At 60.9% G+C, this 14,816-nt stretch carries 16 protein-coding genes and 1 pseudogene; 10 read left to right on the plus strand and 7 right to left on the minus strand.

Annotated elements, in window-relative coordinates:
• Positions 1-70 precede the first annotated feature (70 nt).
• Positions 71-496: a GTP pyrophosphokinase gene (locus KI241_RS09055; protein ID WP_212803588.1), complete on the minus strand. Its 426-nt coding sequence runs from the start codon at positions 494-496 to the stop codon at positions 71-73.
• A 162-nt stretch (positions 497-658) separates the two neighbouring features.
• Between KI241_RS09055 and KI241_RS09060 the strand changes: the two genes are divergently transcribed.
• Positions 659-859, plus strand: coding sequence for a hypothetical protein (locus tag KI241_RS09060; protein ID WP_042728282.1), 201 nt, complete (start codon positions 659-661; stop codon positions 857-859).
• A 25-nt stretch (positions 860-884) separates the two neighbouring features.
• Here the strand turns inward: KI241_RS09060 and KI241_RS09065 are convergent, their stop codons facing one another.
• Positions 885-1,784, minus strand: coding sequence for a LysR substrate-binding domain-containing protein (locus KI241_RS09065; protein WP_212803589.1), 900 nt, complete (start codon positions 1,782-1,784; stop codon positions 885-887).
• A 106-nt stretch (positions 1,785-1,890) separates the two neighbouring features.
• Here KI241_RS09065 and KI241_RS09070 point away from each other — a divergent pair, with 106 nt between their 5' ends.
• Both KI241_RS09070 and KI241_RS09075 read left to right on the plus strand, forming a co-directional pair.
• Positions 1,891-2,334, plus strand: a complete 444-nt coding sequence (locus KI241_RS09070) for a PACE efflux transporter (protein WP_053150784.1) — start codon at positions 1,891-1,893, stop codon at positions 2,332-2,334.
• Between the two features lie 299 nt (positions 2,335-2,633).
• Positions 2,634-2,834 carry a hypothetical protein gene (locus KI241_RS09075; RefSeq protein WP_042728285.1) on the plus strand — a complete coding sequence of 67 codons (201 nt, stop codon included), beginning with the start codon at positions 2,634-2,636 and terminating at the stop codon, positions 2,832-2,834.
• Between the two features lie 268 nt (positions 2,835-3,102).
• Here KI241_RS09075 and KI241_RS09080 read toward each other — a convergent pair whose 3' ends face one another.
• A complete protein-coding gene (locus tag KI241_RS09080; protein ID WP_212803590.1) occupies positions 3,103-3,534 on the minus strand; it encodes a DUF2628 domain-containing protein in 432 nt (143 codons plus the stop codon).
• 214 nt (positions 3,535-3,748) lie between these two features.
• A complete protein-coding gene (locus tag KI241_RS09085) occupies positions 3,749-3,955 on the minus strand; it encodes a hypothetical protein (RefSeq protein ID WP_042728286.1) in 207 nt (68 codons plus the stop codon).
• A gap of 513 nt (positions 3,956-4,468) precedes the next feature.
• Between KI241_RS09085 and KI241_RS09090 the strand changes: the two genes are divergently transcribed.
• Complete coding sequence (locus tag KI241_RS09090; RefSeq protein WP_042728288.1) at positions 4,469-4,963, plus strand: anti-virulence regulator CigR family protein; 495 nt, start codon at positions 4,469-4,471, stop codon at positions 4,961-4,963.
• Positions 4,964-5,091: 128 nt separating this feature from the next.
• Here the strand turns inward: KI241_RS09090 and KI241_RS09095 are convergent, their stop codons facing one another.
• Entirely contained in the window at positions 5,092-6,942 is a 1,851-nt protein-coding gene (locus KI241_RS09095) for a sigma-54-dependent Fis family transcriptional regulator (protein WP_212803591.1), read from the minus strand.
• A 423-nt stretch (positions 6,943-7,365) separates the two neighbouring features.
• Between KI241_RS09095 and KI241_RS09100 the strand changes: the two genes are divergently transcribed.
• The 6 genes from KI241_RS09100 to KI241_RS09125 are packed head-to-tail and all read left to right on the plus strand — an operon-like array spanning position 7,366 to position 13,317.
• Positions 7,366-8,460 (plus strand): ABC transporter ATP-binding protein, encoded by a 1,095-nt coding sequence (locus tag KI241_RS09100; protein WP_042728290.1) that lies wholly within the window; start codon positions 7,366-7,368, stop codon positions 8,458-8,460.
• Positions 8,460-9,569 (plus strand): ABC transporter ATP-binding protein, encoded by a 1,110-nt coding sequence (locus KI241_RS09105; RefSeq protein ID WP_042728291.1) that lies wholly within the window; start codon positions 8,460-8,462, stop codon positions 9,567-9,569. The genes KI241_RS09100 and KI241_RS09105 overlap by 1 nt, the downstream gene beginning before the upstream one ends.
• A complete protein-coding gene (locus KI241_RS09110; RefSeq protein ID WP_042728292.1) occupies positions 9,566-10,432 on the plus strand; it encodes a sugar ABC transporter permease in 867 nt (288 codons plus the stop codon). Before KI241_RS09105 ends, KI241_RS09110 begins: the two co-directional genes overlap by 4 nt.
• A gap of 10 nt (positions 10,433-10,442) precedes the next feature.
• A complete protein-coding gene (locus tag KI241_RS09115) occupies positions 10,443-11,243 on the plus strand; it encodes a carbohydrate ABC transporter permease (protein ID WP_042728293.1) in 801 nt (266 codons plus the stop codon).
• Positions 11,244-11,253: 10 nt separating this feature from the next.
• Complete coding sequence (locus tag KI241_RS09120) at positions 11,254-11,526, plus strand: DUF2160 domain-containing protein (RefSeq protein ID WP_042728294.1); 273 nt, start codon at positions 11,254-11,256, stop codon at positions 11,524-11,526.
• Positions 11,527-11,574: 48 nt separating this feature from the next.
• On the plus strand, positions 11,575-13,317 hold the full coding sequence (locus KI241_RS09125) for an ABC transporter substrate-binding protein (RefSeq protein WP_042728295.1): 1,743 nt from the start codon (positions 11,575-11,577) through the stop codon (positions 13,315-13,317).
• Between the two features lie 302 nt (positions 13,318-13,619).
• On the opposite strand, the gene KI241_RS09130 is transcribed toward KI241_RS09125, so the two are convergent.
• Both KI241_RS09130 and KI241_RS27755 read right to left on the minus strand, forming a co-directional pair.
• Positions 13,620-14,561 (minus strand): alpha/beta hydrolase, encoded by a 942-nt coding sequence (locus KI241_RS09130; RefSeq protein ID WP_212803592.1) that lies wholly within the window; start codon positions 14,559-14,561, stop codon positions 13,620-13,622.
• A gap of 130 nt (positions 14,562-14,691) precedes the next feature.
• A pseudogene (locus KI241_RS27755) lies at positions 14,692-14,802 on the minus strand (transcriptional regulator); the annotation flags it as partial.
• Positions 14,803-14,816: the final 14 nt, after the last annotated feature.

Here is a 14,816-nt window from a genome sequence, read left to right on the forward strand (position 1 = left end):
GCGCAAGTGCAGCCCTGATCTGGCGTTGGGGATCATCTCCCACTTCTGCTCGTGATAAGGGTCAGGGGTGTCACGCTTGCGTTGCCAGGTAATCGATGGCCTCACGGTACTTTGCAATGCGCTCCAGATCTTTTTGGCTGGGTGTGCCCAGGCGTGACAAGTCACTGTTCTCCGCCAGGTCGGCCAGTTTCACCCGGCGCGCCATAGGGTCACGTGCGGCGCGTTCGATAAAGGCCTGATAGGTTTCGCCGTCGCGCTTGGTGAGTGAATCGATGGCATTCAGAGTCGCTTCGCTGAAGCCTGCATCGCGCAGGTCTGCCAAGGTAACGGCAGTGTCTTCGACGACGTCGTGCAACACCGCGACGATGCGTTCTTCGTCACCGGATAGACGCAACATGACTTTCAACGGATGCAGGATATAAGGAGCCCCCCCTTTATCGGTTTGCCCTTCATGGGCCAGCGCGGAAATCGATATTGCTCTTTCAAGCGTACTCATTGCTCGCTTCCCCTTGTCAGTCCTTGGTTTCCTATCGGTCATCTCCCTGGGCGCATTTTGGGTAGACGTTCGGAAAGTCCAGCGCAAGTATAGGGCTCGGCTTGCACATGAGCCCAGCGTACAGTGGAGCGTCTTGATCCAGGTTCCGAAGAGAGTAAGGCAATGCCGAAGAAACATCAGGAAAGCACCGCCGTGACGGCTGCCGATATTGAGCGCTCCATCCAGGCGTTGAACAAGATGGCGGAACGTCTTTGGGGCGACGGTCGGGAAGCCGAGGCGAAGGCGCTATTGGGCGCTTTGGATGCTTTGAACAGGGCGCTCGATCGCATCAGGATTGGCGAGAGCCGCAGGGTTCTTCATTGACCTGAAGACAGTGTAGGGCCCCGGGTTAATGCCCCGTCTGCGCCGTGAGCGCCTGTCCCCGCAACCACTCACTGAACCCGTGCACCACCGACTGGCGTTCCCGCCCCGGCACGCACACTACGCTGTATCGCGCGCCAGCCAGGCGAACGTCAGGCCGATAGCCGACCAGTTGTCCACGTGCGACCGCTTCTGCAACCAATACATTGCTGGCAAGCACCAGGCCATGCCCGACGATGGCGGCCTGCAGGGCATGCTGCTCCTCGTCGTAGCGTCGAAAGCGCGCGGTACCCAGCCAGTCCGGGGTGCCTGCCTTGGCGCACCAGGTCGGCCAATCGACCGCTTCGTTTGAACTGCTCAGCCAGGGCACGTCGATCAACTCCACGGGGGAGTCGGCGGTGGGCGGTTGCCAGTCGGGGCGACAGTAGGCGCCGAAGAACTCTTCCAGCAACGGTTGCTGGAACAGCTGAGGATCAGGCGTGAACTGGGCGCGGATGGCCAGGTCGATGCTGGCGTCGCGGAGCAGGTCGACCACCTCGTTGCTGCTATGCAGCCTCACGTCGATCTCCGGGTATAACCGATGAAAGTCCCCGAGCCGAGGGATCAGCCACAGGCTGGCGAACGCCGGGGTGGTGCTCACCACCAGCGACTGTGAAGCGCAGGGCGGTGACAGCGCCTGCAAGCCGTGCTGGATGTCCAGCAGGGCGCGGTGCAATTGTGGGTGAAGGCGCTCGCCGTCGGCGCTCAGGCGCACGTTCTGGCTGGAGCGTTCGAACAATCGCACGCCCAGGAATGCCTCGAGGCTCTTGACTTGATGGGAGATCGCCGCCGGGCTGACATGCAGCTCCTGGGCCGCCGCCTTGAAGCTGCCCAGCCGTGCGGCAGACTCGAAGCCGCGCAAGGCGGTGAGGGGCAGTTTGGCAAACATGGGCGGCTGGATTACTCGGGTTGAGCGTGGCTCAATTTAGCTCATTTGTACGCGTCGGCTCAACTTGCCAGGCTGTGGTCTCGCACTGCCAACAGGAGATCACCCCATGCAAGGCGCGCCCCGTAAAATCCTCCAGGCCGTACTCTATGAAGCCGGCGGTGTGCTGTTCGTGGCACCGGCGCTGGCGCTGATCTATGGCCAGGGCATGGGGTATTCGACCCTGTTGTCACTGGTGATTTCTGCCGTCGCACTGGCCTGGAACATGCTTTTCAACGGTCTGTTCGAATGGTGGGAACGCCGTCAGCACAACCGTCATCGCAGTTGGCGGCGACGGTTGCTTCACGCCTTGGGGTTCGAAGGTGGCTTGACCCTGATCCTTACCCCGGTGATCGCGGCGTGGCTGGGCATCAGCCTGTGGCTGGCGCTGGTGACCAACCTGGGGTTGTTCGTGTTCTTCTTTTTTTATTCGCTGGTGTTCCAGTGGGCGTTCGATCGGGTCTTCGATGTTCCGCTCTCGGCGCAGCCTGCCCGGCCACTCGAAACAAATTGAACTGCCGGTACCGCAGGCAGCCCAACGGGGTATCACTCGGAGGGCAACGCCATGGCAGATGAAAAAGAACAGCAACAACCCAACAATGACACGCCGGCTCATGCCACTGAGCAAGAGCGTGAGCGTCTGAAGGATTTCAACAAGGACGGCATTCCGCCCGGTTCTTCGTGAGTGCTGGAATAGAACGGTTGAGCACCCACAACGCCCTGCGCCGTTCATCCATTGCCCCGCACTTGCGATGTTCCGCTGCCTCTTATGTTTTAGCGCGGCTGTCCCGCGCGCCAGAATGGAGAGCCAGCATGGAAATCGACGAAAATGCGCCTGGAAACAGGTCCCAGCAGGAAGTCACGCGCGGCACCGATAACGAAACAGGTCACGACCCCAGCAAGGATGCACCTGAAGTCCCGCTGCCGCCGGACGACGACGCACCTATCGAAGAGGATATGTCCGATGTGAATGCCGCCGATTCGGTGACGACCGAGCATCCCGACCCTCGATGATGATGCCTTTGCTCCTGAAGCCCGGCCACTGCGCCGGGTTTTTTTGAGCCCCAAGTCTGGCCTGCGCCGGTTTCCCTGATGCTATTGAGTACCTGAACATTCACTGTTCGTGTTCCCCGCCTCAGCCTTGTTCGAAGAGGCGTTCAAGAACTACTTCGACACTGTCGTGAGTGGCAATACCCGTCATCAGTTTCGCGGGCCTCAATAGCTTGAGGCGCGAGGGCCTGCACATCCGTGGAGAAGTGCGGGCCCTCGCCAAGCAAAATCGCTACCGCAAACTCATCCCTTGGAACGGGTTCCAGCCTTGCTCGCCTTTGACTTCTTTCAAGTAGTAGGCGTAGTTGGTCATGATGGCGTACATCACCGAGGTGGCACCGTTCAGGCCGGCGTTCAGCGGCTTGGGGAAGTCCATGCCCAGGGCCGCGAAGATCACGCTCAGCACAATGTTGACCAGCAATATGATGCCCAGCAGGGCCAGGTTCTTTTTCCACAGGCCCAGTACGAACAGGTAGATGGGACCGAAGAAAAACGCGATCACGTTGGCATTGATGAGGATTTTTTTCTTGAAGCCGGGCAGCTTCTTGAGGGCTTCCTTGTAGCGCGGGTCGGTGGGCGCGCCATAGGTGTCAAAGAAGTTGAAGCGTTCCTGCCATTTGGCGCTGTATTTTGCGCTGCTGTGCACGTGTTCGGTTGCGCTCATTTTTTGCTGCTCCTGGTGTTCCATTAAACGACGTTGTTCTTCCGAGAAATCCTGTGCTCGGCTTTATAATCGTTCGGATGGAAAAATGCCCCTGCTCGCTGAAGCGGCCGTTCAATTTGTGATGGGCATCACTGTGCGCAGAGTTCTCACCTGAAGCAGGAATCCGTGGCGAGGGCGCCAGCCTCGCCACAAGAAGCAGTATTCGCGTCGCCCGTCAGAACGCCAGCGCAGCGGCCTCTGCGAAGCCATGTTCCGGTACACCCGCCATGAAGTGCAACGGTATCGGCTGTTTCTCCTCAATCGGCGAAATTTCAAAGCTACCGACTATTTGCCCCTGGAGCGCCCCCAGCCGTATCGACTCTTCTTCCTTTGCCTTTGCCATTCTCGCGTGGTTCGCTGCGATTTCGTTGAGAGTTGACACGGTACATCTCCGTTTGCTGACCCTAGCCTTGATTGATTTGCCGCCGCGTCAGAATCACGTCGTTCTTGGCTGCTGGAGCAAGCCGAAGCAAACCCTAAGCCAGACACGGTCACCGGTTGATCTTGTTATTGGAGAGGCGACGGATGGCGGTTTGCCGTGGAAGCCCTAGCCCAGACCCCGCGACGACGCTGCAACGTGCCAACCATGCCTTAGCAATAAGTCATTGATAATACAAACCGGGACATTCGAGTCGCCGTCCAGCTGGTACCCGTGCCGCTTATTGCGAATCGACGCCATAGGCGCCTGGCGCGGGTGTCGCGTTCCTGTACATCACGATCACGGCGATGCCGATCAAACTGGTGGCGCATGCCAGCTGCAGGCTGACCTGTTGCCGATGGGCGCGGCCAGCACGGCGACCAACAGCCATGCCAGCGGCGTGTAGCGTGATAGGCGACTAATATCATCCTTGGCGTCTATATAGGCAGCCATCTTCCCTTTTTAGTGAGAACCATCATGTTTGAATCGCGCTCGTTGATGGCTGTACTGACCTGCTTCGCCCTGGTGGCCGGGCCTGGGGTTGTCGTGGCAGACCCAGGTAACGGCAAGGGCAATGCCCCATTCGACCAAGGGCCCGGCCATGGCCAAGGCAAGGGTGGGCAAGGCCACAAGGGCGATCAGGGCAATCAAGGCAACCCGGGAGGGCAGGGTAACCGAGGTGGCGGCGACTGGCATAACGGCCCCAGTATCGACCGCGGCGGCGTGCTGGGTGTGATCGGTGGCTATCGTGACTACTGGAGTCCGGGGCCTGCGTTGCCGCCGGGGATCCAGAAAAACCTCGCCCGGGGCAAGCCGCTGCCACCGGGCATTGCCAAGAAACTCGATTCACGCCTCTTGGGCCGGTTGCCGCACTACGACGGTTATGAATGGCAGCAGGTAGGCACCGACCTGATCCTGGTGGCCATCGCCAGCGGCATTATCTATGAAGTGCTGAACGGCGCGTTCGACTGACACGTTGGACAGTCAGTGAAACGAACCTTATGTGGGAGCGAGCCTGCTCGCGATGACGGCCTGTCAATTACTGCATTATTGGCTGAACTGACGCTATCGCGAGCAAGCTCGCTCCCACAGGTTTCGTCTCAGTTTTCAAGTTGGCGCAGGCGCTTGTACAAGGTGTTGCGGCTGACCCCCAGCCGTCGCGCCAGATGCGAGATATTCCCGCCGACGGCCTGTAACTGCCTGTTCAAGTCCTCGGCATCGTTCAAGTCCACCGCCAGCGGTTCGGGGGTGTCTACCGGCTCCATTTCAAGGTCGACGAAGAAGTCGTCCGGCAGGTGTTCCGGGCGGATCGGCTGTTCCTCGGCCATGGCCAGGGCGACTTGCAGCACGCTGCTGACTTGGCGCAGGTTGCCCGGCCACGGGTGGCGGTCGAACAGCTCCAGCACCTCCCGACTCAGGCCGGCCCATTGGGTCGGTTCACGGTGGTGTTCCCAAAGGCGTTTGAACAGGGCCTGTTTGTCGCTGCGTTCGCGCAGCGGTGGCAGTTCCAGGGTCAGGCCGCCGATGCGGTAGTACAAGTCTTCGCGAAAGCGCCCCAATTGCACCTGTTCACGCAGCGAGCGGTTGGTGGCGGAAATGATGCGGATGTCCACCGGGAACAGCTCGGCGCTGCCTACCGGTTGCACGCAGCGCTCTTGCAACACCCGCAGCAGCCGAGCCTGGGTCGGCAGGGGCATGTCGCCGATCTCGTCGAGGAACAGCGTGCCGCGGTCGGCCTTGCGGATCAGGCCGATGCTGCCCTTTTGATTGGCGCCGGTGAAGGCGCCTTTTTCGTAGCCGAACAGTTCCGACTCCACCAACTCGGCGGGAATCGCTGCGCAGTTGACGGCAATGAACGGTTGTTTGCAGCGCGAACTGGCCTGGTGAAGGGCCTTGACGAACACTTCCTTGCCGACGCCGGTCTCGCCATGGATCAGCAGCGGAATGTCTTTCTCCAGAAGGCGCTCGGCCTGGCGCACGGCTTTTTCCACACGGCTGTCGCCGAAGTGCAGGGTGTTGAGGTTGATGATGTTGGCGGCGGGCGCGGGGGCCGGCGAAGGGGGGGCTTCGGTGAATACCCGCGCCTTGATCGAAACCTGGCTCGGCCGCCGCAGCAGGCACTGGAAGCGGTTGCGTCTGGACGCTTGCAGGGCGAACGGCAGGCCATCGGGCTGGTTCAGCAGCTCCAGCAACGAAACCTTGAACAGGCTTTCGATGCTGACCCGTGACAGGCTCAGGCCCAGCAGGTTGTCGGCCCGGCGGTTGGCGGAAAGCACCTGGCCGCTCTCGTCGAAGATCAGCAGCCCGGCCCATTGGCTGTCCAGGTTGTTCAGCCCGGTGTTGAAGGTCAGTTGAAAGTGTTCGCCGCGAAACAGGTTGAGGATCAGCCGGTTCTCCACGGTCTGGCTCATCATTTTGACCATGCCCAGGGTGTGGGAGGGCGGCAGGTAGCTGTCGCTGGAGACGTCCAGCACGGCGATGACCTTGCGCTCGGCGTCGAAGATCGGCGCGGCGGAGCCGGTCATGAAACGGTTGGCCTTGAGGAAATGCTCATCGTGCTCGATGTGCACGGCCTGCTCGCAGGCCAGCGCGGTGCCGATGGCATTGGTGCCGGTGCAGCGTTCCATCCAGCTCGCCCCGGCGCTGAAGCCGTGGGCCAGTTTGGGCTCGATGAAACGCTGGGTGCCCCAGGACGTCAGGACCTGGCCCTGGTTGTCGGTCAGCATGATCAGGCAGTTGGAGTTGCTCAGGATGTTCTCGTAGTACGGCAAGACTTCCTGGTGGGTGGTCTGCACCAGTGAATGCTGGCTCTCCAGCAACTGGGCGATGCCATCGGCGGGCAGCGGGTCGAAGGCCGGTATGCTCTGATGGTTCAGGCCGAAAGCGCGGCAACGGGACCAGGAGGCCTGGATGATGGCCTCGTGGGACAAGGCGGGGGCAGGTGCGGCCATGGGGCACTCTCGCAGGTGCTGTTTTTATTGTGGTGGTGAGTCTCGCACATACTCCTTGTGCAGGGGCAGGTCTGGATAAGACTCAATTCACATTCCCATGTAGGAGCGGGCTTGCTCGCGAAAGCGGTGGCTCAGCTATACACGTGTCGGCTGATATACCGCTTCGCGGGCAAGCCCGCTCCCACAGGAGGATTGCCTGCGGCCCGGCTAAAGCATTCCAGTCAGTGTTGTTCAAATTTGTTCATTGTCAAGGCTCGAACTGTTCAGTTGTTCAATCCGAGTTGTTCACTTTTGTTCATCAACGAACACGTAACTTTGAGAAATCCCAGGTAGACGCAGCTAGATCAATGGCTTGCATTTTCTGGCACGGCTTTCGCTTTGAAGCTCGGGTCGCTTGACTCCAAATAATAAAAAGGCCGAGCCATGTCATTAAAGCTTGAGCACATCTGTCGCACCGTCGAAGGCCAGACCTGGATCGACGATGCCAATCTGAGTTTCGAACCCGGATCCTTCAACGTCCTGCTGGGCCGCACGCTGTCCGGCAAGACCAGCCTCATGCGCTTGATGGCCGGGTTGGACAAGCCCGACAGCGGACGCGTGCTGATGAACGGCGTCGACGTCACGAACAAGCCCGTGCGGCTGCGTAATGTGTCGATGGTCTATCAGCAGTTCATCAATTACCCGACCATGACCGTCTTCGAAAACATCGCCTCGCCGCTGCGCCAGGCGGGTGTGTCCGACGAGGTGATCCAGGACAAGGTGCTGCAAACCGCCAGGATGTTGCGCATCGAGAAATTCCTCAAGCGCCATCCGCTGGAGCTGTCCGGCGGCCAGCAGCAGCGCACCGCCATGGCCCGGGCGTTGGTCAAGGACGCCGAGCTGATTCTGTTCGACGAGCCGCTGGTGAACCTCGACTACAAGCTGCGCGAGGAACTTCGCCAGGAAATGCGCGAGTTGTTCCAGGCCCGCCACACCATTGCCGTCTACGCCACCACCGAGCCCAACGAGGCCTTGGCCCTGGGCGGTACCACCACGATCCTGCACGAAGGCCGGGTCATCCAGAGCGGCAAATCGTCCTCGGTGTACCACCAGCCGCAAACCGTGCTGGCCGCCGAGCTGTTTTCCGAGCCGCCGATCAACCTCATGCCGGGCCGCATCGCGGGCAACGAGGTGAGTTTCGCCAATTTCGTGCACTTCCCGCTGAACGTCGACCTGCGGCCGGTGGGCGAGGGTGAGTTCCGTTTCGGCGTGCGCCCCAGCCATATTTCCCTGGTGCCAAGCAACGACGACGACCTCGAGCTGGCGGTGACCGTGGAGGTGGCCGAGATCAGTGGTTCGGAAACGTTCCTGCATGTGCGCAACGAGCATTTCCTGCTGGTGCTGCACTTGCCCGGCGTCCATGAATACGACGTGGATGCGCCGATCCGCATCTACATCCCGACCCATAAACTGTTTGTCTTCGATGCCCAGGGCAAGTTGGTCCAGGCGCCGGGCCAGCGCATCGCGAGGGTTGCCTGATGGCTGAAATTCGTTTGCAGAACCTCGCCCACAGCTACACCAGCACCCCGGCGAGCCCCGAAGACTATGCGATCCGCGAGATGAACCACATCTGGGAGCAGGGCGGCGCCTATGCCTTGCTCGGGCCCTCGGGCTGCGGCAAATCCACTTTGCTCAACATCATTTCCGGCCTGCTCAGCCCGTCCGAGGGCCAGGTGCTGTTCGACGGCAAGGCCGTCAACGAACTGAGCCCGGAGCGGCGCAACATTGCCCAGGTGTTCCAGTTCCCGGTGGTCTACGACACCATGACGGTGTTCGACAACCTGGCGTTCCCGCTGCGCAACCAGGGGCTGGCCGAGGCGCGGGTCCACACCAAGGTGCAGGAAATCGCCGAAGTCCTCGACCTGCAGAACCTGCTGGACAAGAAGGCGCGCAACCTCACCGCCGACGAAAAGCAGAAAGTCTCCATGGGCCGCGGGCTGGTGCGCGACGACGTGTCAGCGATCCTCTTCGACGAACCGCTGACAGTGATCGACCCACACCTGAAATGGAAGCTGCGGCGCAAGCTCAAGCAGATCCACGAGCAGTTCAACATCACCATGGTCTACGTCACCCACGACCAGTTGGAGGCCTCCACCTTCGCCGATAAGATCGCCGTGATGTATGGCGGCCAGATCGTCCAGTTCGGCACACCCCGGGACTTGTTCGAGCGTCCGAGCCACACTTTCGTCGGCTATTTCATCGGCAGCCCGGGGATGAACCTCATCGAGGTCACGGCGCAACCCGGAGGCGTCGGTTTTGCCTCGACCCACCTGCCTTTGTCGGGCCCCCTGCAACAGCGCGTGGCCGAGGCCCAGGGCAAGCGCCTGAAGGTCGGCATCCGGCCAGAGTTCGTCCATGTCTGGGACGGCCCCTACGACGACGCGATGCGCGCGCAAGTCGTCCACGTCGAAGACCTGGGCACTTACAAGATCCTGACCCTCAACCTCGATGGCGCGCCTTTGAAAGTGCGCCTGGCCGAAGACAAGCCTGTGCCGGAAGGCACCGCGTACATCAGTTTTCCGGCCCAATGGTTGATGGTCTATGCCGATGAATACCTGCTGGAACCGTTGAGCGAGGTGCAGCCATGAACAAGGTGCAGAACAACAAAGCCTGGTGGCTGGTGCTGCCGGTGTTCCTGCTGGTGGCGTTCAGCGCCGTGATCCCGATGATGACGGTGGTCAACTACTCGGTGCAGGACATCTTCGACCAGTCCAGCCGCTACTTCGTCGGTGCCGACTGGTACAAGCAGGTGCTGCTCGATCCGCGCCTGCACGACTCGTTGCTGCGCCAGTTCATCTACTCGGCGTGCGTGCTGCTGATCGAGATCCCGCTGGGCATCGCCATCGCCCTGACCATGCCGACCAAGGGCAAGTGGTCGTCCCTGGTGCTGATCATCCTGGCGATTCCGCTGCTGATTCCGTGGAACGTGGTGGGCACCATCTGGCAGATATTCGGCCGCGCCGACATCGGCCTGCTGGGTTCGAGCCTCAACGCCCTGGGCATCAACTACAACTATGCGGCCAACACCATGGACGCCTGGGTCACCGTGCTGGTGATGGACGTCTGGCACTGGACGTCTTTGGTGGCCTTGCTCTGCTACTCGGGGCTGCGGGCGATTCCCGACGTGTATTACCAGGCGGCGCGGATCGACCGGGCCTCTAACTGGGCAGTGTTTCGGCACATCCAGTTGCCGAAGATGAAGAGCGTGCTGTTGATCGCGGTGATGCTGCGTTTCATGGACAGCTTCATGATCTACACCGAGCCGTTCGTGCTCACCGGCGGCGGGCCGGGCAATGCCACCACGTTCCTGAGCCAGACCCTGACGCAGATGGCCATCGGCCAATTCGACCTGGGCCCGGCAGCGGCGTTTTCCCTGGTGTACTTCCTGATCATTCTGTTGGTGTCGTGGCTGTTCTATACCGCCATGACGCACTCCGACGCCAACCGTTGAGGCCCGCACGATGAGCAAGAAAAAGCTGGTTCCATTGCTGATCTACATCCTGTTCCTGCTGGTGCCCATCTACTGGCTGCTGAACATGTCGTTCAAGAGCAACACCGAGATCCTCGGCAGCCTGACCCTGTGGCCCCAGGACTTCACTTTCCACAACTACAAGGTGATCTTCACCGACCCGAGCTGGTACACCGGTTACCTGAACTCGCTGTACTACGTGAGCCTGAACACGGTGATTTCCCTGGCCGTGGCGCTGCCGGCGGCCTATGCGTTCTCGCGCTACCGGTTCCTGGGGGACAAGCACCTGTTCTTCTGGCTGCTCACCAACCGCATGGCGCCGCCGGCGGTGTTCCTGCTGCCGTTTTTCCAGCTGTATTCGTCCATCGGGCTGTTCGACACCCACATCGCCGTGGCCCTGGCCCACTGCCTGTTCAACGTGCCGCTGGCGGTGTGGATCCTCGAAGGCTTCATGTCCGGGGTGCCGAAAGAAATTGACGAGACCGCCTACATTGACGGCTACAGTTTCCCCAAGTTCTTCGCCAAGATCTTCATCCCGTTGATCGGCTCCGGCATCGGTGTGACGGCGTTCTTCTGCTTCATGTTTTCCTGGGTCGAATTGTTGCTGGCCCGCACGCTCACCTCGGTCAATGCCAAGCCGATCGCCGCGGTCATGACCCGCACCGTGTCGGCGTCCGGCATCGATTGGGGCGTGCTGGCGGCGGCGGGGGTGTTGACCATCCTGCCGGGCATGCTGGTGATCTGGTTCGTTCGCAACCACGTGGCCAAGGGCTTTGCCCTGGGCCGGGTCTGAGGAGTCGATGATGGAATGGATGAACTGGACCGTCCCGACGGCGGCGTTTTTTGGGGTCATCGCCTTGTTCCTGATCGGCATGACCACTTGGGAGTTGCGTTCGCCGAGCATCCCTCGGCGTGGTTTCCTGCCGATTACCACGACCCGTGGCGATCGGTTGTTTATCGGTCTTCTCGGTAGCGCCTACCTGCATCTGCTGGTCATCGGCGCCACCGACTGGAGCATCTGGACAGCGTTCGCGTTGTCTTGGGTGTGGCTGTTGGCAGTGATGCGGTGGGGCTAGTCGCGCGTATTTGACGATCAGGCTCTCAAATCCAAACAGGAGGTCTCTATGTTCAATAAAAACAATAAGCTGCGACATAGCGTTTCATTGGCAGCCGCACTGGCACTCAGCGGCTTGAGCGCTGTGGCCTGGGCTGACGCCTATGAAGACGCCGCTAAAAAATGGATCGGCAGTGAATTCAAACCGTCAACCTTGACAGCCGAGCAGCAGCTCGAAGAGCTCAAGTGGTTCATCAAGGCCGCTGAGCCGTTTCGTGGCATGAAGATCAACGTGGTGTCGGAAACCCTCACCACCCACGAATACGAGTCCAAGGTACTGGCCAAGGCCTTCACCGAAATCACCGGGATCCAGTTGACCCACGACCTGCTGCAAGAAGGCGACGTGGTGGAAAAGATGCAGACGGTGATGCAGTCGGACAAAAATATCTATGACGGCTGGGTCAACGATTCGGACCTCATTGGTACGCACTTTCGCTACGGCAAGACTGAATCGATCACCGACCTGATGGCCAACGAAGGCAAGAACTTCACTTCGCCGACCCTGGACCTCAAGGACTTCATCGGCACCTCGTTCACCACTGCGCCGGACGGCAAGCTGTATCAACTGCCCGACCAGCAGTTCGCCAACCTCTACTGGTTCCGCGCCGACTGGTTCGAGCGTGCGGACCTGAAGGCCAAGTTCAAGGAGAAGTACGGCTACGAGCTGGGCGTACCGGTGAACTGGTCGGCTTATGAAGACATCGCCAAGTTCTTCAGCGAAGACGTCAAGGAAATCGACGGCAAGCGCGTCTACGGCCACATGGACTACGGCAAGAAAGACCCATCACTGGGCTGGCGCTTCACCGATGCCTGGTTCTCCATGGCCGGCGGCGGCGACAAGGGCCTGCCCAATGGCTTGCCAGTGGACGAGTGGGGCATTCGCGTCGAGGACTGCCATCCGGTCGGCTCCAGCGTCACCCGTGGTGGCGATACCAACGGCCCGGCGGCGGTGTTCGCCACCACCAAATACGTCGACTGGCTGAAGAAGTACGCGCCACCGGAAGCGGCGGGCATGACGTTCTCCGAGTCCGGCCCGGTGCCGTCCCAGGGCAACATCGCCCAGCAGATCTTCTGGTACACCGCTTTCACCGCCGACATGACCAAGCCGGGCCTGCCGGTGGTCAACGCCGACGGCACGCCGAAATGGCGCATGGCACCTTCGCCGCGTGGTCCGTACTGGGAAGAGGGCATGAAGCTGGGTTATCAGGACGTGGGGTCCTGGACCTTCATGAAGTCCACGCCTGAGAAGCAGAAATTGGCGGCCTGGCTGTACGCGCAGTTCGTGACGTCGAAAACCGTGTCGCTGAAGAAGACCATCGTTGGCCTGACGCCGATTCGTGAGTCGGACATCAACTCGCAGGCGATGACCGACCTGGCGCCCAAGCTCGGTGGCCTGGTGGAGTTCTACCGCAGCCCGGCCCGCGTGCAATGGACCCCGACCGGGACCAACGTGCCGGACTATCCGCGCCTCGCGCAACTGTGGTGGAGCCACATCGCCGAAGCGGCCAGCGGCGAGAAGACCCCGCAACAGGCGCTCGACGGCTTGGCCAAGGACCAGGACGCGATCATGACGCGCCTGGAACGCTCCAAGGCCCAGGCCACCTGCGCCCCGAAAATGAACCCGGAGCGCGATGCGCAGTACTGGTTCGATCAACCGGGGGCACCGAAGCCGAAGCTGGCGAACGAGAAGCCTAAAGGTGAGACCGTGAGCTACAGCGAACTGCTGAAGTCGTGGGAAGCGGCCCGCAAGTAAAGCGTCTGACAGTGAAAGACAAACGGCACCGAGAGGTGCCGTTTTTTTTCGTCCAGCCCCCTGGTTGATTGGGGTGGATTCGAGCCTTGCGGCTGGCGCGAGCCTTGTGGGAGCGGGCTTGCCCGCGAAGGCATCAGCCCACCCAGCCTCTCAGCAAACAGACCCACCGCCTTCGCGAGCAAGCTCGCTCCCACAGGGGGTTGGTGGTGTTTGCAGGTGCTTGATTCACTGCACTCATCTGTGGGAGCGAGCTTGCTCGCGAAGGCGGCCTGCCCGTCGACCCATCCCTTTGGCGGATCGGCTCAGCCGGCCTTGGCGGCGTTCACCTGGGGCGTTCCGGCCACAGGGGAAGGGCGGGGTTTGAGCAAGGCGTCCAGTGCCTGGCGATACTGCCGGCCGGCCAGGCTCATGCTGTTGTTGTGGGTGGCACCCGGCACCAGCAGCAGGCGCTTGGGCTCCTGGGCGGCGTTGAACAGCTGTTCGCTGAAGCGTGGCGGTACGTAGCGGTCGGCGGCGCCATGGACCACCAGCAAGGGCATGTTGATCTCATGAATCTTGTCGATGGAATCGAATTTCTGCGACAGCAACCAGCGTACCGGCAGCGACGTGTCGGCCATGGCCGTGGCGACATCGCCCAGGGACGTGAAGGTGGATTCGATGACCAACCCCCGGGCCGCTACGACGCTGCCGTCTTTCGCCGCTTTTTGGCCCAGTTCCGCTGCCAGGTCCACCGCGACGGCACCGCCCAGGGAGTGGCCATAGATCAGCCGCAGCGCCGGGTCGGGTTGCAGCGTTTCCAGGCGTGCCCAGGCGATCCGGGCGTCTTCGTAGACACTGGCTTCCGAGGGCAGGTCGCCATGGCTTTTGCCAAATCCCCGGTAGTCGATTGCCAGCACCGAAAAGCCCAGGTCCCTCAATTGCTGGATGCGAAACAACTGCCCGGTCAGGTTCCAGCGCACACCGTGCAGGTACAGGATCGCCGGCGCACTCTTGCGCTCGGCCGGCCACCACCAGCCGTGGATATTCTCCCCGGCCTTGAACTGACTGGGCCTGAGGTCAAACTCCTGCACGCTGCTCGGCAAGCCGTTGAACCAACTGGCCGTGCCGGGCTCGATCCTGAACACCAGCTCGCGCTCCTTGTGCTGCAACACCGCACAGCCCACCGGCAGCCCGACGACCATGGCCGCCATGCACAGCATCGCCAGCCAGCGCCGATCAGGACGAGGAAGAAAAAAAGCACGCATCAAAGGGTTTCGCTACTCAAGACAGAAGATGCTTTTTAACAGATTCGCCCGAAGGATGGCGTGATTTCAGACGGTTGCGGGCTTTCGCTCATGCGGTCGTCGGATTCTGCGTGGGAGTGGGGCGTGCACATCAATCGATACCCATTGCGTGGACGACCTTGAGTACGGTATCAAAGCGCGGCTTCGCCCCCGGAGCGAAGGCCTTATAGAGACTTTCACGGCCCATACCGAAGTCTTTGGCTTCGCCTCACTCGA

Source organism: Pseudomonas sp. Cab53, from assembly GCF_018325965.1.
GTDB lineage: Bacteria > Pseudomonadota > Gammaproteobacteria > Pseudomonadales > Pseudomonadaceae > Aquipseudomonas > Aquipseudomonas chlororaphis_E.